At 66.2% G+C, this 16,694-nt stretch carries 13 protein-coding genes and 1 pseudogene; 2 read left to right on the top strand and 12 right to left on the bottom strand.

Translation table 11 applies throughout. The features are described from left to right. Positions 1-70 precede the first annotated feature (70 nt). The 7 genes from BOX17_RS10830 to BOX17_RS10800 form a co-directional block, all read right to left on the bottom strand. Positions 71-1,969 (bottom strand): ABC transporter ATP-binding protein, encoded by a 1,899-nt coding sequence (locus BOX17_RS10830; protein WP_071944453.1) that lies wholly within the window; start codon positions 1,967-1,969, stop codon positions 71-73. Positions 1,970-2,243: 274 nt separating this feature from the next. Then, the gene (locus tag BOX17_RS10825) at positions 2,244-2,642 is read right to left on the bottom strand and encodes a hypothetical protein (protein ID WP_208858062.1); all 399 of its coding nucleotides are present in this window, start codon (positions 2,640-2,642) and stop codon (positions 2,244-2,246) included. 196 nt (positions 2,643-2,838) lie between these two features. Further along, positions 2,839-3,327 carry a nuclear transport factor 2 family protein gene (locus BOX17_RS10820; RefSeq protein ID WP_071944450.1) on the bottom strand — a complete coding sequence of 163 codons (489 nt, stop codon included), beginning with the start codon at positions 3,325-3,327 and terminating at the stop codon, positions 2,839-2,841. A gap of 220 nt (positions 3,328-3,547) precedes the next feature. Then, positions 3,548-4,069, bottom strand: a complete 522-nt coding sequence (locus BOX17_RS10815; protein ID WP_071944448.1) for a hypothetical protein — start codon at positions 4,067-4,069, stop codon at positions 3,548-3,550. A 31-nt stretch (positions 4,070-4,100) separates the two neighbouring features. Next, complete coding sequence (locus tag BOX17_RS16810; RefSeq protein WP_125925551.1) at positions 4,101-5,048, bottom strand: hypothetical protein; 948 nt, start codon at positions 5,046-5,048, stop codon at positions 4,101-4,103. Between the two features lie 202 nt (positions 5,049-5,250). Next, entirely contained in the window at positions 5,251-8,469 is a 3,219-nt protein-coding gene (locus tag BOX17_RS10805) for an AAA family ATPase (protein WP_071944444.1), read from the bottom strand. An 85-nt stretch (positions 8,470-8,554) separates the two neighbouring features. Continuing rightward, positions 8,555-9,742 (bottom strand): M24 family metallopeptidase, encoded by a 1,188-nt coding sequence (locus tag BOX17_RS10800; RefSeq protein ID WP_071944439.1) that lies wholly within the window; start codon positions 9,740-9,742, stop codon positions 8,555-8,557. A 147-nt stretch (positions 9,743-9,889) separates the two neighbouring features. On the opposite strand from BOX17_RS10800, the gene BOX17_RS10795 reads away from it, so the two are divergent. Then, positions 9,890-10,618, top strand: coding sequence for a YebC/PmpR family DNA-binding transcriptional regulator (locus BOX17_RS10795; protein ID WP_071944437.1), 729 nt, complete (start codon positions 9,890-9,892; stop codon positions 10,616-10,618). A gap of 158 nt (positions 10,619-10,776) precedes the next feature. Here the strand turns inward: BOX17_RS10795 and BOX17_RS10790 are convergent, their stop codons facing one another. The 3 genes and pseudogenes from BOX17_RS10790 to BOX17_RS10780 form a co-directional block, all read right to left on the bottom strand. After that, entirely contained in the window at positions 10,777-11,328 is a 552-nt protein-coding gene (locus BOX17_RS10790) for a hypothetical protein (RefSeq protein WP_208858061.1), read from the bottom strand. Between the two features lie 230 nt (positions 11,329-11,558). Then, positions 11,559-12,461: a PA4780 family RIO1-like protein kinase gene (locus BOX17_RS10785; RefSeq protein WP_071944436.1), complete on the bottom strand. Its 903-nt coding sequence runs from the start codon at positions 12,459-12,461 to the stop codon at positions 11,559-11,561. Between the two features lie 226 nt (positions 12,462-12,687). Next, a pseudogene (locus BOX17_RS10780) lies at positions 12,688-13,756 on the bottom strand (NAD(P)-dependent alcohol dehydrogenase). A 240-nt stretch (positions 13,757-13,996) separates the two neighbouring features. On the opposite strand from BOX17_RS10780, the gene BOX17_RS10775 reads away from it, so the two are divergent. After that, positions 13,997-14,920 carry an AraC family transcriptional regulator gene (locus tag BOX17_RS10775; RefSeq protein WP_071944434.1) on the top strand — a complete coding sequence of 308 codons (924 nt, stop codon included), beginning with the start codon at positions 13,997-13,999 and terminating at the stop codon, positions 14,918-14,920. Positions 14,921-14,934: 14 nt separating this feature from the next. Here BOX17_RS10775 and BOX17_RS10770 read toward each other — a convergent pair whose 3' ends face one another. Further along, positions 14,935-15,213: a YrhK family protein gene (locus BOX17_RS10770; RefSeq protein WP_071944432.1), complete on the bottom strand. Its 279-nt coding sequence runs from the start codon at positions 15,211-15,213 to the stop codon at positions 14,935-14,937. Positions 15,214-15,253: 40 nt separating this feature from the next. Then, entirely contained in the window at positions 15,254-16,648 is a 1,395-nt protein-coding gene (gene dbpA, locus BOX17_RS10765; protein ID WP_071944431.1) for an ATP-dependent RNA helicase DbpA, read from the bottom strand. Between the last annotated feature and the right edge of the window lie 46 nt (positions 16,649-16,694).

The raw sequence follows: 16,694 nt of genomic DNA, 5'->3' as shown, positions 1-16,694 counted from the left end.
GCGAAGGGAAACGCCGTTGGCGTTACTCCCAGCCTAGGCGAGAGACGCCACCGCGTCCGGGCGGCGAGCCTCAGTCATCGAGCGCCGGCTGGTGGTGATCGACCACCCCACCGCGGGTGTCGAGCCCCAGGAAGCCGCCGGACTGGCGGCGCCACAGGGCCGCGTAGAGCCCATTCCGGGCCAGCAGCTCGTCATGCCGCCCGGTCTCGACGATGCGTCCCGCGTCGATCACCACCAGCCGGTCGAGCATGGCGATGGTCGACAGCCGATGGGCGATGGCGATCACCGTCTTGCCCGCCATCAGGGCGTAGAGCTGCTCCTGGATGGCCGCCTCCACCTCGGAGTCCAGGGCCGAGGTCGCCTCGTCGAGCACCAGGATCGGTGCATTCTTGAGCAGAACCCGGGCGATGGCGATCCGCTGGCGCTGCCCCCCGGAAAGCTTCACCCCGCGCTCGCCGACATGGGCGTCCAGGCCACGCCTCCCCTCGAGGTCGACCAGTTCCTCGATGAAGACGTCGGCATGGGCCTGGCGCACCGCCCGGCGGATGTCCGCCTCGCTGGCCCCGGGGCTGCCGTAGCGGAGGTTGTCGCGCACCGAGCGGTGCAGCAGCGAGGTGTCCTGGGTGACCATGCCGATGTGGCGCCTGAGAGATTCCTGGGTGACGCCGGCGATATCCTGGCCGTCGATCAGGATGCGCCCGCCCTGCAGGTCGTAGAAGCGCAGCAGCAGGTTGGCCAGGGTCGACTTCCCGGCCCCCGAGCGACCGATCAGTCCGACCCGCTCTCCCGGGGCAATGGTCAGGTCGAGCCCGTCGAAGACGCGCCGGGTCTCCCCTGTCGTTTGCCCCGCCCCCTGCCCATAGCCGAAGCGCAGCCCCTCGAGACGGATCTCGCCCCGCGACACCGACAGCGCCCGGGCATCCGGGGCATCCAGCACCGCCGGGGTACGGGCGATGGTGTTGATGCCGTCCTGCACGGTGCCGATGTTCTCGAAGAGTCCGGCCACCTCCCAGAGGATCCAGTTGGACATGAAGCGGATGCGCATCACCAGGGCGATGGCCACCGCGATCGCGCCCAGGGATACCGCCTCCAGGTACCAGGCACCGATGGCCGTGGCGACGACACCGGCCAGCAGCAGCGAGTTGAGGAGCGTGAGGGAGAGCGTCAGCTGGGTGGCGAGGCGCATCTGGCGATGCACCGTCACCATGAAGCGCTCCATGGCGTCGCGGGCGTAGGCCTGCTCACGTCGGGTGTCGGCAAACAGCTTGATGGTCTGGATGTTGCTGTAGCTGTCGACGATCCGCCCGGTCATGCGTGCCCGGGCATCGGCCTGGTCCATGGAGACCCGCCTGAGCCGCGGCACGAACACCCACATGATCGCCACATAGCCGGCCAGCCAGGCGCCGAGCGGCACCATCAGCCAGGGCTCTGCCTGGCCCATCAGCAGCATGGCGCCGGCGAAGTAGACGAGGACGTAGACCATCAGGTCCATCAGCTTCATCACCGTCTCGCGGATCGCCAGGGCCGTCTGCATGACCTTCTGGGAGACGCGCCCGGCGAACTCGTCCTGATAGAAGGCCAGGCTCTGGCGCAGCATGTGCCGATGCGCCAGCCAGCGGCCCAGCATCGGGTAGTTGCCGAAGATGCTCTGGTGGGTCAGCAGCGACTGCAGCAGGGTCAGCAGCGGCAGGCCGACCACCACCAGCGCCGCCATGCCCGCCAGGCGCCAGCCGTAGTCGGCGAAGAAGCCCTCGCGCTCGGCCCCGGCGAGCCAGTCCACCAGCTCACCCATGTAGTGGAAGAACAGCACCTCGGCCGCCGAGACCAGGGCGGTGACCAGCGACATGGCGATCAGCAGCGGCAGCACCGGCCGCGAGAAATGCAGGATGAACGGCAGCAGGCCCCGAGGCGGGACCTCCGGCTCGCCTTCCGGGTAGGGATTCACGAGGGACTCGAAGAAGCGGAACATGCGGGCCTCTGATGCGCCGCCGGGGCCCGGCGGGCGGGATGCCACCGGGGCCCGAAGGCCGCGGGATCCTCTCAGGATGGCCCCTCCCCCGACGCGTCGCCATCCTCTCAGCGGACGGCAGGTCGACGACGCTGCCGGCCTCGAACATCCCGCGACAGCAACCGATCAGGTGAGATGCACCGCCTCGAAGCGAGCCACTACCTGGCCGACGAGCCGCGTCGAGGTCACGGTCAGACTCCCGCAGGCCCTATCGGGTCGCCATGACGCAGTCCTCTCATTGATCGCCGACTTGTCGTCCAGGCAATGCCACCGTCAAGGTTCGGCCGCCGTAGCCGTGTTCCTGGTCGCGCCCCTGAACGGTCACCCGCTCGACACCGGCGGGGATCGCCACGCTGGAAAGCCGGCGCGTGAAGGGCTGCTCGTTGGCATGGTCGTGCAGCAGCTCACGCACCCCGTACTCCTCGCCGTCCGGTCCCAGCACCCGGAAGGCATCCGCATAGCGCGACGGCGAGTCGTAGGGTGAGGAGAGGGTCGCGTCGAAGTGGAAGCGGTTCTCGCCCGCACGATCCACCTCGACGCCGATGACATCGGGAAAGCGCTGGATGTCAGCGGCCAGGACGCTGCCCGTCAGCAGCAGGGCCAGTGCGGCCAGCGAGACCTTGAAGGTTCGCATCATGTCCTCCGGCATATCAGGAAAGGGGAGTGTCATGAGGCATCGGCGCTGGATGGGTCGGAACACCCTCGCCGAGCCTGTCGGATCATGCCCCCCTCCTTGCCTCCATGACCAGGCTTATCCGGGTCCCTCCATCCATTGGAGCACCTCAACTCGCCTTTGGCCACGACTTGAGCTGGAGCCAGGTCCTGGGCAGCTACAACCCCAGCTCGCTGAGTCCGGGGTGATCAAGGGGGCGAGGACCCTGAGGCCAGTGAAACAGCCGCTCGGATTCTGTGATCGGCAGGTCATTGATGCTCGCGTAGCGTGTTTTCATCAGCCCCTGCTCATTGAACTCCCAGTTCTCGTTCCCGTAGGCGCGATACCAGCTCCCCGCGTCATCGCACCACTCGTAGGCGAATCTCACTGCGATTCGATGGCCGGTGAACCCCCATAGCTCCTTGATCAGGCGATATTCATGCTCGCGTTCCCACTTGCGGGTCAGGAACTCGACGATCTGTGCCCGCCCTTGGGGAAACTCGGCACGATTGCGCCAGCGGCTGTCCGGGGTATAGGCAAGGGACACCTTTTCCGGGTCGCGACCGTTCCAGGCATTCTCGGCCAGTCGTACCTTCTGCTCGGCGGTCTCGCGGGTGAACGGCGGCAAGGGTGGCCGTATCTCGGATGATGTATCAGCACAGGCCATGAATGGGCTTCCCCTAAAGGTCCAGCGTGAGTGTATCGGCGTTGCACGTGCGGAGTAGCGTCGTGTCGCCTCCTTGGTGCCGGGGATGAGACCACATCATGACAGCAACCCCACCTCGATGATGATAATACCCGTGAGGCGTTGGCCCCATCGGAAACGCGAAGTGGCCGCCCCCTGTTGCCAAGGGAACGGCCACCCTTCCTGCTCGTCTAGCCTGCAGTCAGCTGTTCAAGTCTATTGCCCAGCACATCCCCACTTCACCATTATCAAGCACTTTCTTGTCAAAATACGGTGGAATGTCTGAGTGCTGAAAAAAATATATCCCTAGCACGAGAAGATCTGCACCACTGAACCCTGGCTTCAACTCCCTGGAAAGCTTGGATATATCTTCCTCGAGCCCTTTCTTGAAGTTCTTGTAATTTTCAAAAGACTGACACTTCAACTCCACAACAACCTTATCACTTGCCGTCATCGACATGCCGTTTAAAAGAAAATCCGCATCCTTTCTTTTCGAGACATAGACCCCCTGCTCCCTCAATAGATCACAGGTGCTGTCTTGACTCAGAATGAACGACCCTATTTCACTTTGCGCCCATTTCTCCCACCCTCCCTTCTGCGGCCACATCGAGCCAATCTTTTGATAGCTACCATTAACCCACTCCTCCACATAGCCCAAGAATTCCCGGGTCGATATTTGTGTCATAACCCACCCCACGATGCCACCAAGACAAGACATCACCATGAAAAAACAACTCCTGAGAGGCACTACCCAATCAGACCTTTACTCCTTTCGCCCCCGTCAGCTTAGAGATTTCATCAGGGTCCTTGGCTGTCAAGGCCATCAAGGAATTGACAATATTTGACGTATTGGCCGAGACAATACCTGAACTCATGGTTGAACTGGTTTGTGTGAGAATCATATCAAACGAGAAGTGCTCGACCGAAGACTTCCCAGCAGAGGCCTTCCAGGAATTCTGATCAATCTGCAAATAAAGGAACCGAACCTTCATCTCGTTGATAGGGGGAGACGTTCCCTCGACCGGAGAAAGGTAATAAAAACTCACAACATGATTGAGAGTCTGGGACTGAGAGGAAAATGAAAGCTTGAGACTCTTCAGTGTCTCTGAAATTTCCGTCAATATACCATCAAGCTGCGTAAGCACCGACTCAGGCAAGCTCAAGGCCCCGAACAGCGCATTAAGCAAGTCAACATGAAGGTCCGCCGAAGTGGTGGAAAGTGATTTCGTTTCTGTACTTGCCTCCATCCCGGGCAGGTACATCACGATATCCTTTACCGTACCACCTGTCATGACATAGTTTTTTGCATTTGCCGTATCTATGACAAACTGGGCTGCCTGCTTTGAATCTGACAAGTCATAAGGATCTGGATGCTTATTGTACATTACCAAAGCCGTCAGAACCGCAATGTAAGACTCCAGCGTCTGCACATCCTGAATCAGAAGAGCATCATTGTTAGTCGGCGCATCTGGAACCGTCGTGATAGTGGTAGCACTGCTCGCTTTTCCCACATTATTAAGAAGTGAATCAAGGTCACTGGAACTTGGGGCTTCAGCCGTAAGCGCCACTGGGCTAACACTGAGATTGAAGATGCTCTCCAATTTGTTTAAAGAATGTCGATGCCCTGCTTCGGAAAACACCGTCTGTGCAAAGGTAATGGAATCCTTGGAAAATTCACCCTTGACTTCCTGCGCCATGTTCATTGGTGCTGCTCCTGTCACGTTGTGCGGATGAAACAAGTGTCATCCGGCTTAGCGCCAGCGGGGGTATCCTGATGGCTCCTTCAGTACAGATGGCGTCCTGTCATGGCGCAGTATCATCGCGGTAGCAGCAACTCGTCGGGCGAGGGCCGGCATCGCGTGATCGGCCGAGCCGATCCCGGGGGATTCAGGGGGATGACGACGCCTATCCTCTTAGCCGCATCATCCTGGTATCAGCAAGGGGCTGGCCGCTCGGGTCCGGGAACCGGGGATGGCTCGTCGAGGGCGTGGTGCGATAGATCATGGCGAGGCAGGGCAGGGTCATGATCAGGCCGGCCTGGCCGCCATCCTCCCAGCACTCCCTGGCCTCCTGCAGGGTTCGCTCCGAGGGCGCGACCAGCCAGGCAGCATGGGAGCGGATGAGCCTGGCATGGTGCTGCATCCAGGCGCAGGGCTCCTGCGCCTGGAGAGCCTCGAGTCGCTGCGCATACGACAGCGCCGGCAGGGGATGCCCCTGCATCAGGCTGACCTCGGCCGCCGTGATCAGGAAGCGGTGACGGTTGTGACCGGCAGCCCCCCGAGCGAGGAGCCTCTCCCCTTCCGCCAGCGCCCGGCGACGCGACGGCGGTGACGCCGCCAGCAGCGCCAGCGTACCCAGCACCCAGGGACCGAGATGGCGTTCGAGCCCGTGCCGGCGGACCAGGTGCCAGGCCCTGCGAATGGTGTTGCAGGCCGCTTCGTGGGAACCGGCCACCAGCTCGATGCGTGCCTGGCTCTCCAGCAGGAGGGCCTCGGGGCGCGGGGTGCCCATGGCCCGTACCATCCCGAGGGCGGTCTCGACGTGCTCTGCCGCCTCCTCATGGCGCGCCAGCGAGAGCAGCGTCCAGGCGAGCGCCTGTCGCGCCCTCAGCTCGATCCATCGGTCGTCGAGCTGACGCCCGAGTTGGGCGGCCCTCTCGCCATCCTCCAGCGACGCTTGCGTCTCGCCGGCATAGAGCCGGGTCGTGGCCCGCATGACGAGACTGGCGGCTTCGAGGTCGACATGGGCGGACCGCCGACTCAGTTCGACGCAGTAGCCATAGAGACGGCCCGCCTCCTGCATGCGTCCTTCCGCATAGAGCGCATCGGCCAGCCCGATCGCCGCCCCGATCCACAGTCGCCGAGAGTCGCTCAATCGCGCCTCCTCGAGGGCCCGCAGCTGGCACCGGCGGCCACGGGCCTGCCCCTCGCGGGCCAGCTCCAGCCTGCCCAGCAGGCCATGCGTCTCCGCGAGACTCTCGGGGATATTCCGGTCGCGCACCAGGGGCAGGATGGCCTGCAGCTCGACCTCTTCGGCGTCGAGCTCGTCCAGCATCTCCAGGGTGGCGGCCAGGCCCAGGCTGGCGGCGATCCGCTCGCTGTCATGCCGCGCCTCGCGGCAGGCGAGCCGGAACCGATGGCGAGCCTCGTGGATCAGGCCCTGCGCGAGGCAGACCCGCGCATGCAGCAGGTGACAGCGGGCCTCATCACGAGGCGCAGGATCGAGCTCGGCAAGCTGGCGCAGCAGGGGAAAGGCCTCGGCATGGCGATGATGCTCGAGCCTCTCCTCGATGGCTCGGATGAGAGCGGCGGGCGCCTGGGGCGACCGTGCCTTGACCAGGTGCTGGGCTTGGCGCACCACATCGCGCGCCTCGAAGTGACTGGCGAGCTGCAGGTGGAAACGCTCGCGCTGCCCCTCGGGCATGGCCTCGTAGATGCCCTGACGGATCAGCTCATGCAGGAACTGCCAGGTGTCGACGTCCAGGGGACGCACGAGGCTCAGTCGCGTCGGTCCCACCAGGAGGGCGTCGGCCGAACTCCCCAGCAGCTGGTTCAGCAGGGGCAGGGAGAACCGCTGGCCAATGACCGCCGCCAGGCGCAGCGCATCGAGTTCCCCATGGCCAAGCTGGTCGAGCTTGCTCTGCACCAGGTGCTTCATGCTCGCGGGCAGGGCCGGGTCGGGATGCAGCCGGAGAAGCTGGGTGAGGAACAGCGGATTGCCCTGGGCCTTCTCCACGCACAGGGCGGCGTGGGCGGGATCGATATCCGCGAATTGCTCGCTCAGGGCCAGTGCCTCGTCATCTCGCAACGGGCCCAGCTCGATCAGCGACAGCGGCACATCCGTCAGCCGCGGCCTCAGGTGGGACTCCCAGTGATCCTGCTCGATGCGTGAGGTCAGGAGCCAGGCCACCGGGGCATCGCGGGTCGCCCGGACCAGCCCCGCCACGGCAGAAAGCAGCGCGTCGTCCGCCCAGTGCAGGTCCTCCATGACCATCACCTGGGGACACACGGCGGCCTCGCGCAGGATCAGGTCGCCCAGGGCCTGGACCCGTTGCCGGATGAGAGCCTCGGGGGCCAACGACGCCTGTACGGTCGATGGCGCAATGCCCAGCAGGGGCCGCAGCGCCAGGACATGCGCCTCCGGCAGCGCCAGTGCCTCGAACCGGTCGAGGAGCCGATGATCGAAGCGTGCGCCGCTACCGGCACGACCCAGCAGCGAGCGGAGCCACTGCCCCAGGGGGTCATCCTCGACCCGCCGTCCGTAATCCAGCACGGCGGCCTCATGCAGCCCGACCCGCTGCTGCCGGGCGAGTTCGACGAAGGCGGTGCACAGGCGAGTCTTGCCGATGCCGGCCAGGCCGCGCAGGTAGATCGTGTGACCGGCCCCATGGGCGCAGGTGGTCTCCAGCGCCGAGGTGAGCTGGCCAAGCTCGAAATGCCTGCCGACCAGGCCACCCCCCGGCACCGGTTCGCAAGGACGTCGCGCCAGGCAGCGCAGGAAAGGCTGCCCCGTGTCCTCGAACAGGAAGTGCTCCGTGAGCTGCACGACGAGGTCGCGATGGACACGAACGCCGGCCGCCGGGCCCTCGGGCCAGGCGGGGGCCGAACCCATCACCTCCCCATCGGAGGGACGCCACTGCTCGACCCTGAGAGCGACCCGCAGACGCCCCGCGGCGCGATCGCTCAGGGCCATCGCGCACTGCAGGCTGCGCAGGGCATCGCTGCGATAGGCACGAGGCACGCCGAAGATCGCCTCATGGGGTGGCGGGCCCGCGCCGGGCTGCAGGATGCCCCCGTATTGTCCCACCATGGAGGCCAGCGGTGGGGTGGACGCGTCCGCCAGCGGCTCCACGACTATCCTGATGACGGTGCGCGCCTCGTCAGGCCTCTCGGGCCCCTCCTCCCGTGGCCGCGAAGCTGGCGGCATGAGGTCGGCAACCTCCACCTCGTAGACGAGGGCCAGGTGACGGGCGGTCCGGAAGAGGACGGGCCGGCCGCTTTCGGCTCGCTTGATGGAGGCGATGGAGAGCCAGTGGTGACGGTCGACACAGTGCTGGGCCAGTGCATCCTGACTCAGCCCCAGTCGCTGGCGATGCTGCTTCAGGCGACCGGGGTCCAGGATCACTCGGCCAGCGTGAGGTCGCTCCGTGGTCAATGAGCGGACCTCCGGGGAGGCATGCCCCACGTTCGCCGCCTCGTCCGTTCCATGGTCAGGATTGCTCCTGCAACTGCCAGTCGTTGTCGGTGAGCGGCTGCCCGCCCTCGGGCGTGACCCGCACGGTATCGCTCAGGCCGATGCCCCACTGGCCCGGCAGCCGCAGGCAGAGCGGCAGGTGGAAGACCATGTCGGCCTCGAACTCGCGGTTCTGGCCGCGGGCGATGTAGCCCGTCCCCTCGACCCAGCTGGGCGGGAACTGGGCCCCCACCGCATAGCCGAACACGCCGGAGAAGAACGCCCGGTCGGCATGGGGGGCCAGCACGGCCTCGGCCGCCCGGGCCGCCTCGTCGAAGGTATGGCCGGGTCGCATGGTGGCGACCAGCGCCTCGAACATGCCGCGACAGACATCGCGCAGCGCCTGCATCTCGGCGCTGGACCGACCGGCCACGGCGGTGCGCATCATCGGCGCGGTGTAGCGCTGGTAGGCGGAGCCGAACTCCAGAAACACCGGCTCGTCCGCGGCGATCACGTGCCGCTTGTGGTTGACGTGGATGATGCTGATGCGCCGGCCAGTGGTCACGATGGGCTGCAGGCTCATGAACTCGCTGCCGGCAGCCAGCAGGGCCCGGCTGCCCTCCGCCGCCACCTCGTTGTCGGTGACGCCGGGCGCGATGGTCGCCATGGCCGCCCTGAGGCCGATGGACGTGATCCGGGCACTCTCGCGCAGGCAGTCGAGTTCCGCCGGCGTCTTGACGATACGCAGGCGATCGAGCAGTTCGCCCCCGTCATCACGGAAGCGCCCGGCACCGAGGCGGGCCTGAAGCTCGCGAATGACGCCATGGCGAAGGCCAGCCCCGAAGGCATCCAGGCCGATGGCCCGGAACGGCGCGAGAACCTCGGCCAGCGGCTCGATCACCTCCTCGATGCCTTCCCAGCGATAGCCCAGGATCTCGTCCACCCTGGCCGTGACCACGGCAGGGCCGGTCTCGATGGAGGGCACCTGCAGCACCAGCCGGTCGGCCGAGACCACCAGGCAGGTGTACACCGAGACCTCGAAGGTGTGATAGCCCGTCAGGTAGAAGATGTCGGCAGGGTCGGTGAGCAGCAACGCCTCGAGCCCGGCATCCCGCATGGCCTGTCGCACGCGGCGGCGACGGGCGTCGAACTCCTCGGGGGGAAAGGGCAGCTCGCTCTCGGCGAGGCAGTCAGCCAGGGCATGGCGGTAGGCGTGGTGATCCATCGAGTGACGCTCCAGGGTGAACGGGGTTCCCTGGCAGTGTAGCCATGCCGGGCGTCAGGACAGCGCGTCGGCTCAAAATATCCCTGTTACCATCCACGTCGGTTTCGTAGAATCCAGCCTCGAGTTTCGATGCCACAGGACAATGCAATGGGCAGGGCCTTCCAGAACCGCAAGGAATCCATGGCCAAGACGGCCGCCGCCAAGACCAAGGTGTACAGCAAGTACGGTCGCGAGATCTACGTCTGCGCCAAGCAGGGCGGTATCGACCCCTCCGGCAACCTGGCCCTGCGCGGGCTGATCGAGCGAGCCAAGAAGGACCAGGTGCCTTCCCACGTGATCGACAAGGCGCTGGACAAGGCCAGCGGCGTGGGCGGCGAGGACTTCTCCCCGGCCCGCTACGAAGGCTTCGGGCCGGGCAACTGCATGGTCATCGTCGAGTGCCTGACCGACAACCCGAACCGCACCTTCGGCGACGTGCGCGCCTGCTTCAACAAGGCCAAGAGCAAGCTCGGCACCCCGGGCAGCGTCAGCCACATGTTCGACCACTGCGCCATCCTTGCCTTCCCGGGCGATGACGAGGAGGCCACCCTCGAGGCGCTCATGGAGGCCGATGTCGATGTCACCGACATCGAGGACGAGGAGGGACACATCACCGTTTTCGCCCCCCATACCGAGTATGCAAAGGCCAAGCAGGCCCTGATCGATGCCTTCGGCGAGCTCGACTTCGAGGTCGACGAGATCCAGTTCGTGCCCCAGACCGTGACCCCGGTCGAGGGCGACGACGTGGCGATGTTCGAGAAGCTTCTCGACACCCTGAACGATCTGGACGACGTGCAGAACGTCTTCCACAACGCCGAGATCCAGCAGGAGGCGTGACGCGGCCTTCCCCCGCCGCCCTCATGGAACGGCCGGCCCGAGGGGCCGGCCGTTCCATGAGGGACCAGCCTTGAGGGGCATGGGCGTCACGCCATGCAGTGGTGGTTCATGAAAGGCCGTGGCGGGTCATGCAGGGCGATGCCCTGAGCGAGGGACGCTCAGTCACGCGCCCCGACGGGAACCATCAGGTGCTGGTAGTCGGTGCCCTTCCACATCACGTAGGGGCCGCCGTTGTCCGGATCGGTCGGGTAGCCCTCGAGCAGCGCCGCCGGGGCGATGATCATCAGGTGCGGCCCTTCCTTGATCCACTCGTTGTCCTCGGTGGGTCCCTCGGCATAGGGGTCGACATTGCTCGCCCCCTCGTCACCGGCCAGCATGTAGGCGATGCCCAAGGACTCGACCGTGATCGGCTCCTTGCTCTGCCAGGCCTTTGCCCAGTGCATCCAGGCCTCGTCGAGGCACATCGGTGCGGTTCCGGCCAGGCTTGGTGGCGTCGGCATGCAGGTAAAGCCGTTCGAGCCCTCCTTCAGCACGTTGCCTTCCCAGTCGACCACACTGGCGCCTTCCGTCAGGACCGGCGAGGCGGCCGCCAGGGCGTCATCGATCATCGCCTGGTCGGCCAGGGCCACCCCGCTCCCGGCCAGGCACGCCAGCAGCGCGACCAGGCCCGGTCCAACCTTACCTTTCATACCGCCATAGAGATGCTTCATTGTCGCTGTCCTCCCGATGCGGGAGGGAGCATCGCCGCGTTGGCCGCGCCGTCAGGCAGGTCATCGCCGGCAGGGCGAAAGCCCTCCCGGATATCCGGGGCTCTCCCTTGGCCGCGTTAGCTCTTGAGCCGTGTTCCAGTACAGTCCCGGATACCCGGGCCGACCAGAGAGAGGACAGGAAAACCAGCCGAAAGCATGAGAGGGAACATCGATAACGGCAGGCAGCGGCCTCAGCGCTCGTCGTGGGCCGCCCGCCAGTCCGCCGCGGCCTCCTCCACGCCGGGCTCCCGGTCGCCGCTCAGCGCGGCACGCCGTTCGGCCTCCTCCTCGCGCACGTCATCGATCACGGTCATCAGCTCGTCCACGTCAACGGTGCTGGTATCGTGCTCGAAGCAGCCGGTCAGCTGGCTGTCCGGGTGCAGGTCGCCGGCTTCATAGAGCGCCCAGATCTCCTTGCCGTAGTCGGTGGCCAGAAGCTCCGGGGCGAAGCGGCCGAAGTAGCGACGCATGTTGTCGACGTCACGCTCGAACATCCACTCGGCGCTGTTGTTGCCGGCGGCGTCCACCGCCTGGGGCAGGTCGATGATCACCGGCCCGTCGGCGGCCAGCAGCACATTGAACTCGGACAGGTCGCCGTGAATCAGGCCGGCACAGAGCATCTTCACCACGTCGGCTAGGATCTTGGCGTAGTACTCGCGGGCTTCTTCGGCGCTCAGGGTCACGTCGTCCAGGCGCGGGGCGGTCAGCCCCTCGGCATCGCTGATCATCTCCATCAGCAGCACGCCGTCGATGAAGCCATAGGGCTTGGGCACCCGCACGTCCGCCGCGGCAAGCCGGTAGAGGGCATCGACCTCGGCGTTGAGCCAGGCCTGCTCCTGCTCCTTCTGGCCGTAGCGGGTCTTCTTGGCCATCGCCCGGGAGCGACGGCTGTTGCGCTCGCGTCGCCCCTCCTGGTACTGCACCGCCTGCTTGAAGCTGCGCTGCTTGGCTTCCTTGAAGACCTTGGCGCAGCGTCGCTCGCCATGGGAGCGCACCACGAACACCTGGGCTTCCTTGCCGCTCATCAACTGGCTCTCGACCTCGTCGATCAAGCCATCGTCGACCAGCGGTTGTAGTCTCTTCGGTATCTTCATAACGCCTGTACGGGGCCCTGCCTTGCCGGTGACGCGCCTTCGAACCAGGCGCCTGATACATCATCTCATGATCGAGGCGGAAGCGTACAAGTCACTACGGGCACGATTCCCCTCCGCATGCCTATCTTGCCACGGGGCCATGACACCTGCTCGCGGCTGGCCCCGATACGAAAGCGCCCGCCCGCGGCAGGACCGGGGGCGGGCGCAGGACGGGGCGCCGGGCGGATCAGGCCGGCTGGGTGTCCTTGAGGGTGGCCATGTCGATCACGAAGCGGTACTTCACGTCGCCCTTCTGCATGCGATCGTAGGCCTCGTTGATGTTCTTGATGTCGAGCATCTCGATGTCGCAGGTGATGTCGTGCTCGGCGCAGAAATCCAGCACTTCCTGGGTTTCCGCCATGCCCCCGATCAGCGAGCCGGCCAGCACGCGGCGCTTCATCACCAGGTTGCCGCCCATCAGGGCCGGGTCCACTTCCTGGATCAGGCCGACCAGGATGTGGGTGCCGTCGTACTTCAGGGTGGCGAGGTAGGGATTGAGGTCATGGGGGACCGGCACGGTGTCGAGCAGGAAGTCGAAGTGCTCGGCCGCGGCCGCCATCTGGTCGTCGTCGGTGGAGACGATGACGTGATCGGCACCCTGCTTCTTGGCCTCGCCGACCTTGGCCTCCGAGCGGGTGAACAGCGTGACCTCGCAGCCCAGCGCCTTGGCGAACTTGACGCCCATGTGGCCCAGGCCACCCATGCCGATGACGCCGACCCGGTCGCCGGCCTTGACGCCGTAGTGGCGCAGCGGCGAGTAGGTGGTGATGCCGGCGCACAAGAGCGGTGCCGCCGCGGCGGGGTCGAGCTTGTCGGGCACCGAGACCACGAAGCGCTCGCTGACCACGACCGAGTCGGAGTAGCCCCCCTGGGTCATGGCGCCGTCATGACGGTCCGGGCTGCCGTAGGTCATGGTCATGCCTTGCCAGGCAGTACTGCTCCAGGTCATCCTGGCAGGCACGGCAGTGGCGGCAGGAATCCACCATGCAGCCGACGCCGACCACATCGCCGACCTTGTACTTGGTGACCTCGCTGCCGACGGCGGTGACGCGGCCGACGATCTCGTGGCCAGGCACCAGGGGATACTGGCTCATGCCCCAGTCGTTGCGGGCGAAGTGCAGGTCGGAGTGACAGACACCGCAGTAGTCGATCTCGATGGACACGTCGTCCGGGCGCGGCGTGCGACGCTCGAAGCTGAACGGGGCGAGGTCCGACTCGGCCGAATGGGCGGCATAACCTTTGGCTTGATGGCTCATGGGTTCCGTGTCCTCCTGAGAGAGTGGGCTCATGCGGATGATGAGGGCCGACCATTGTGGCCCTCCCGGCCCCTCTCCGCGACAGACGATCCTGCGTGATTCTTGCCTATTCCTCCAGGAACCGGCGCATGGCGCATCGCTTTATCGCCAAAAACGACATGATCCGGTTGTCGCGAGGCCCTATAATCGTCGCCCCGGACGGCCGTTTCCGGCCCGTCATCCCCCGACAGGACTTCGCCCATGCCGCTTTCTCCCCGCCTGAAAGCGCTGATCGACCCCCTGATCGACCGCGATGGGTTCACCCCCAGCGCGGTGCCGTCGGTCTCGCTGATGGCCTGCCACCAGCAGGTGCCGCGCACCCCGCTGATGTACGAGCCGAGCCTGGTGATCGTCGTCCAGGGCCGCAAGATCGGCTATCTCGGCGATCGCGAGATCCACTACGACCCGGGTCAGTACCTGGTGCAGACCCTGCCGCTGCCCTTCGAGTGCGAGACCTTCGCCACCCCCGAGGCCCCGCTGCTGGGGCTTTCCGTGCGCATCGACCCGGCGATGCTCAGCGAACTTGTGCTCGAGACCGGCCTCGACACCGCGTCGAGGGACGGCGAACCTCTGCCGATGGCCTCGGTGGCGATGACCGCGAGCATGCAGGAGGCGGTGGTGAGGCTCCTGCGGGCCCTGGGCGACCCACTGGATGCGCGGGTGATGGGCGAGGCCCGGGTGCGGGAGGTGATCTTCGAGGCCCTCAAGGGCGAGCAGGGACCGGCGTTGCGGGCCCTGGTGCACCACCAGGGGCACTACTCGCAGATCATCCAGGTGCTCGCGCAGATGCATGCCGACGTGACCCAGGTCGCCTCGGTGGAGGGCCTGGCCCGGGAGGCCAACATGAGCGTCTCGTCGTTCCATCAGCACTTCAAGCAGGTCACCCGCGCCACTCCGCTGCAGTACCTGAAGCGGCTGCGGCTGATCAAGGCGCGGCTGCTGCTGAGTCATGACGACTTGAATGTCAGCCAGACCGCCCAGGCGGTGGGCTATCGCAGTGCGGCCCAGTTCAGCCGCGACTACAAGCGCACCTTCGGCGCGAGCCCCCTGCAGGATCGCCGCCACACCGAGACCGCGGCCACCCAGCGCTTCGACCAGGCCAGGGCGTCGGCCGGCGCCCCCTAAGGCGCCGGCCGGCGTCAGCCGTGGCCGTCGCGACGGGGGATGCGCTGCAGGTGCAGGTGACGCATCAGGCGAATCGCCGGGCGCACCAGGAACTGGACGCTGCCGAGGATGAACATCCAGATCGCCAGGTGCTCCTGGGAGGGGTACAGGAACAGGATGCTGCCGACCAGGAACCACAGCGCGATCAGCACATCGTTGAAGATGCTCAGCGTCTCGTAGCGCCGGCGGATGATCAGTTCCTCGCGTCCCAGGGTCAGGGTGAGGGAGTCATCGGGGGATGATGGCTCCGCCATGAACGCCTCCTGATAGCAATGTGTGGGGACACACTACCAGCTAGCCGCGGATGCGACGGGCCCGGAAGCTGCGCCCCTTGAGCTTGCCGTTGGCCAGCTGGTCGAGGGCCGCCCGGACGACGTCCCGGCGCACGGCCACGTAGGCGCAGTTGGCGAGCACCTTGATCTTGCCCACCTGGTCGCCGGCGATCCCGCCCTCGCCGGTCAGGGCGCCGAGGATGTCGCCGGGGCGCAGCTTCTGCTTCTTGCCGCCACCGAGCTCGAGCGTCGCCATGGCCGGCGTGACAGGAGTACGCTCCAGGACCGCGCGGGAAGGCAGCGGCTCCGTTTCCAGCGTCTCGCCCAGGAAGTCGGCGAGCCGCGCCAGCCGGTAGTCCTCCTGCTCGGCCACCAGGGTACAGGCCATTCCGGAGCCCCCGGCGCGGCCGGTGCGCCCGATGCGGTGGACGTGCACCTCGAGCTCCCGGGCGATGCGGTAGTTGAACACCGCGTCCAGGGCATCGATGTCCAGCCCGCGGGCGGCCACGTCGGTGGCCACCAGGATCGAGACGCTGCCGTTGGCGAACAGCACCAGCAGGCGGTCGCGGTCGCGCTGCTCGAGGTCGCCGTGCAGCGCCAGGGCGCTGAAGCCCGCCTCGTTCAGGGCATCGGCGACCTCGTCGGTCTCGCGCTTGGTGTTGCAGAACACCACGCTGGCGGCGGGCCTGACGTGCAGCAGCAGGCGGCGCAGCGCCTCGAAGCGGGCCGATTCGTCGGCCACCCGGTAGAAGTGCTGGCGGATCGTGGTCTCGTCATGGGGCTCGACCACCTCCACCGTGACCGGGTCGCGCATCAGGCCCTCGGCGATGGGCCGGATGGCCTCGGCATAGGTGGCGCTGAAGAGCAGCATCTGGCGGCTCGGCGGGGTCTCGGCGATGATCGCCTCCATGGCGGCCTGGAAGCCCATGTCCAGCATCCGGTCGGCCTCGTCCAGCACCAGGGTCTCGAGCCCTGAGAGGTCGAGCGAGCCCTTGCGCAAGTGCTCCTCCACCCGCCCCGGGGTGCCGACGACGACATGCGCGCCATGCGCCAGCGAAGCGAGCTGCGGCCCCAGGGGAGCGCCGCCGCACAGGGTCAGCACCTTGACGTTGGGCAGGCTGCGCGCCAGGCGACGCAGCTCGCCGGCCACCTGGTCGGCGAGCTCCCGGGTCGGGCAGAGCACCAGCCCCTGCACCCGGGCGCTCGAGAGCGTCAGCCGCGAGAGCAGCCCCAGGCCGAAGGCCGCGGTCTTGCCCGAGCCGGTCCTGGCCCGGGCGATGACGTCGCGTCCCGCCAGCATCGGTGGCAGGCTCTCGGCCTGGATCGGCGTCATGGTGCGGTAGCCCAGCGTGGCGAGATTGGACAGCAGTTCCGGCGCCAGCGGCAGCGCGGCGAAGTCGGCAGAGGAATCGGACAAGGGGAGTGACCTGAGATGCTGAGGGGAAGAGCGGACGGCGGGGCCG

This window comes from Halomonas aestuarii, assembly GCF_001886615.1.
Taxonomy (GTDB): Bacteria; Pseudomonadota; Gammaproteobacteria; order Pseudomonadales; family Halomonadaceae; genus Halomonas; species Halomonas aestuarii.
This window is presented reverse-complemented; position numbering and strand designations above follow the sequence as displayed.

Excerpts from the sequence above, each read along its gene's own strand:
- BOX17_RS10830 (WP_071944453.1), bottom strand. The coding sequence starts at position 1,969 with ATGTTCCGCTTCTTCGAGTCCCTCGTGAATCCCTACCCGGAAGGCGAG.
- BOX17_RS10825 (WP_208858062.1), bottom strand. The coding sequence starts at position 2,642 with ATGCGAACCTTCAAGGTCTCGCTGGCCGCACTGGCCCTGCTGCTGACG.
- BOX17_RS10820 (WP_071944450.1), bottom strand. The coding sequence starts at position 3,327 with ATGGCCTGTGCTGATACATCATCCGAGATACGGCCACCCTTGCCGCCG.
- BOX17_RS10815 (WP_071944448.1), bottom strand. The coding sequence starts at position 4,069 with ATGGTGATGTCTTGTCTTGGTGGCATCGTGGGGTGGGTTATGACACAA.
- BOX17_RS16810 (WP_125925551.1), bottom strand. The coding sequence starts at position 5,048 with ATGAACATGGCGCAGGAAGTCAAGGGTGAATTTTCCAAGGATTCCATT.
- BOX17_RS10800 (WP_071944439.1), bottom strand. The coding sequence starts at position 9,742 with ATGGATCACCACGCCTACCGCCATGCCCTGGCTGACTGCCTCGCCGAG.
- BOX17_RS10795 (WP_071944437.1), top strand. The coding sequence starts at position 9,890 with ATGGGCAGGGCCTTCCAGAACCGCAAGGAATCCATGGCCAAGACGGCC.
- BOX17_RS10790 (WP_208858061.1), bottom strand. The coding sequence starts at position 11,328 with ATGAAGCATCTCTATGGCGGTATGAAAGGTAAGGTTGGACCGGGCCTG.
- BOX17_RS10785 (WP_071944436.1), bottom strand. The coding sequence starts at position 12,461 with ATGAAGATACCGAAGAGACTACAACCGCTGGTCGACGATGGCTTGATC.
- BOX17_RS10775 (WP_071944434.1), top strand. The coding sequence starts at position 13,997 with ATGCCGCTTTCTCCCCGCCTGAAAGCGCTGATCGACCCCCTGATCGAC.
- BOX17_RS10770 (WP_071944432.1), bottom strand. The coding sequence starts at position 15,213 with ATGGCGGAGCCATCATCCCCCGATGACTCCCTCACCCTGACCCTGGGA.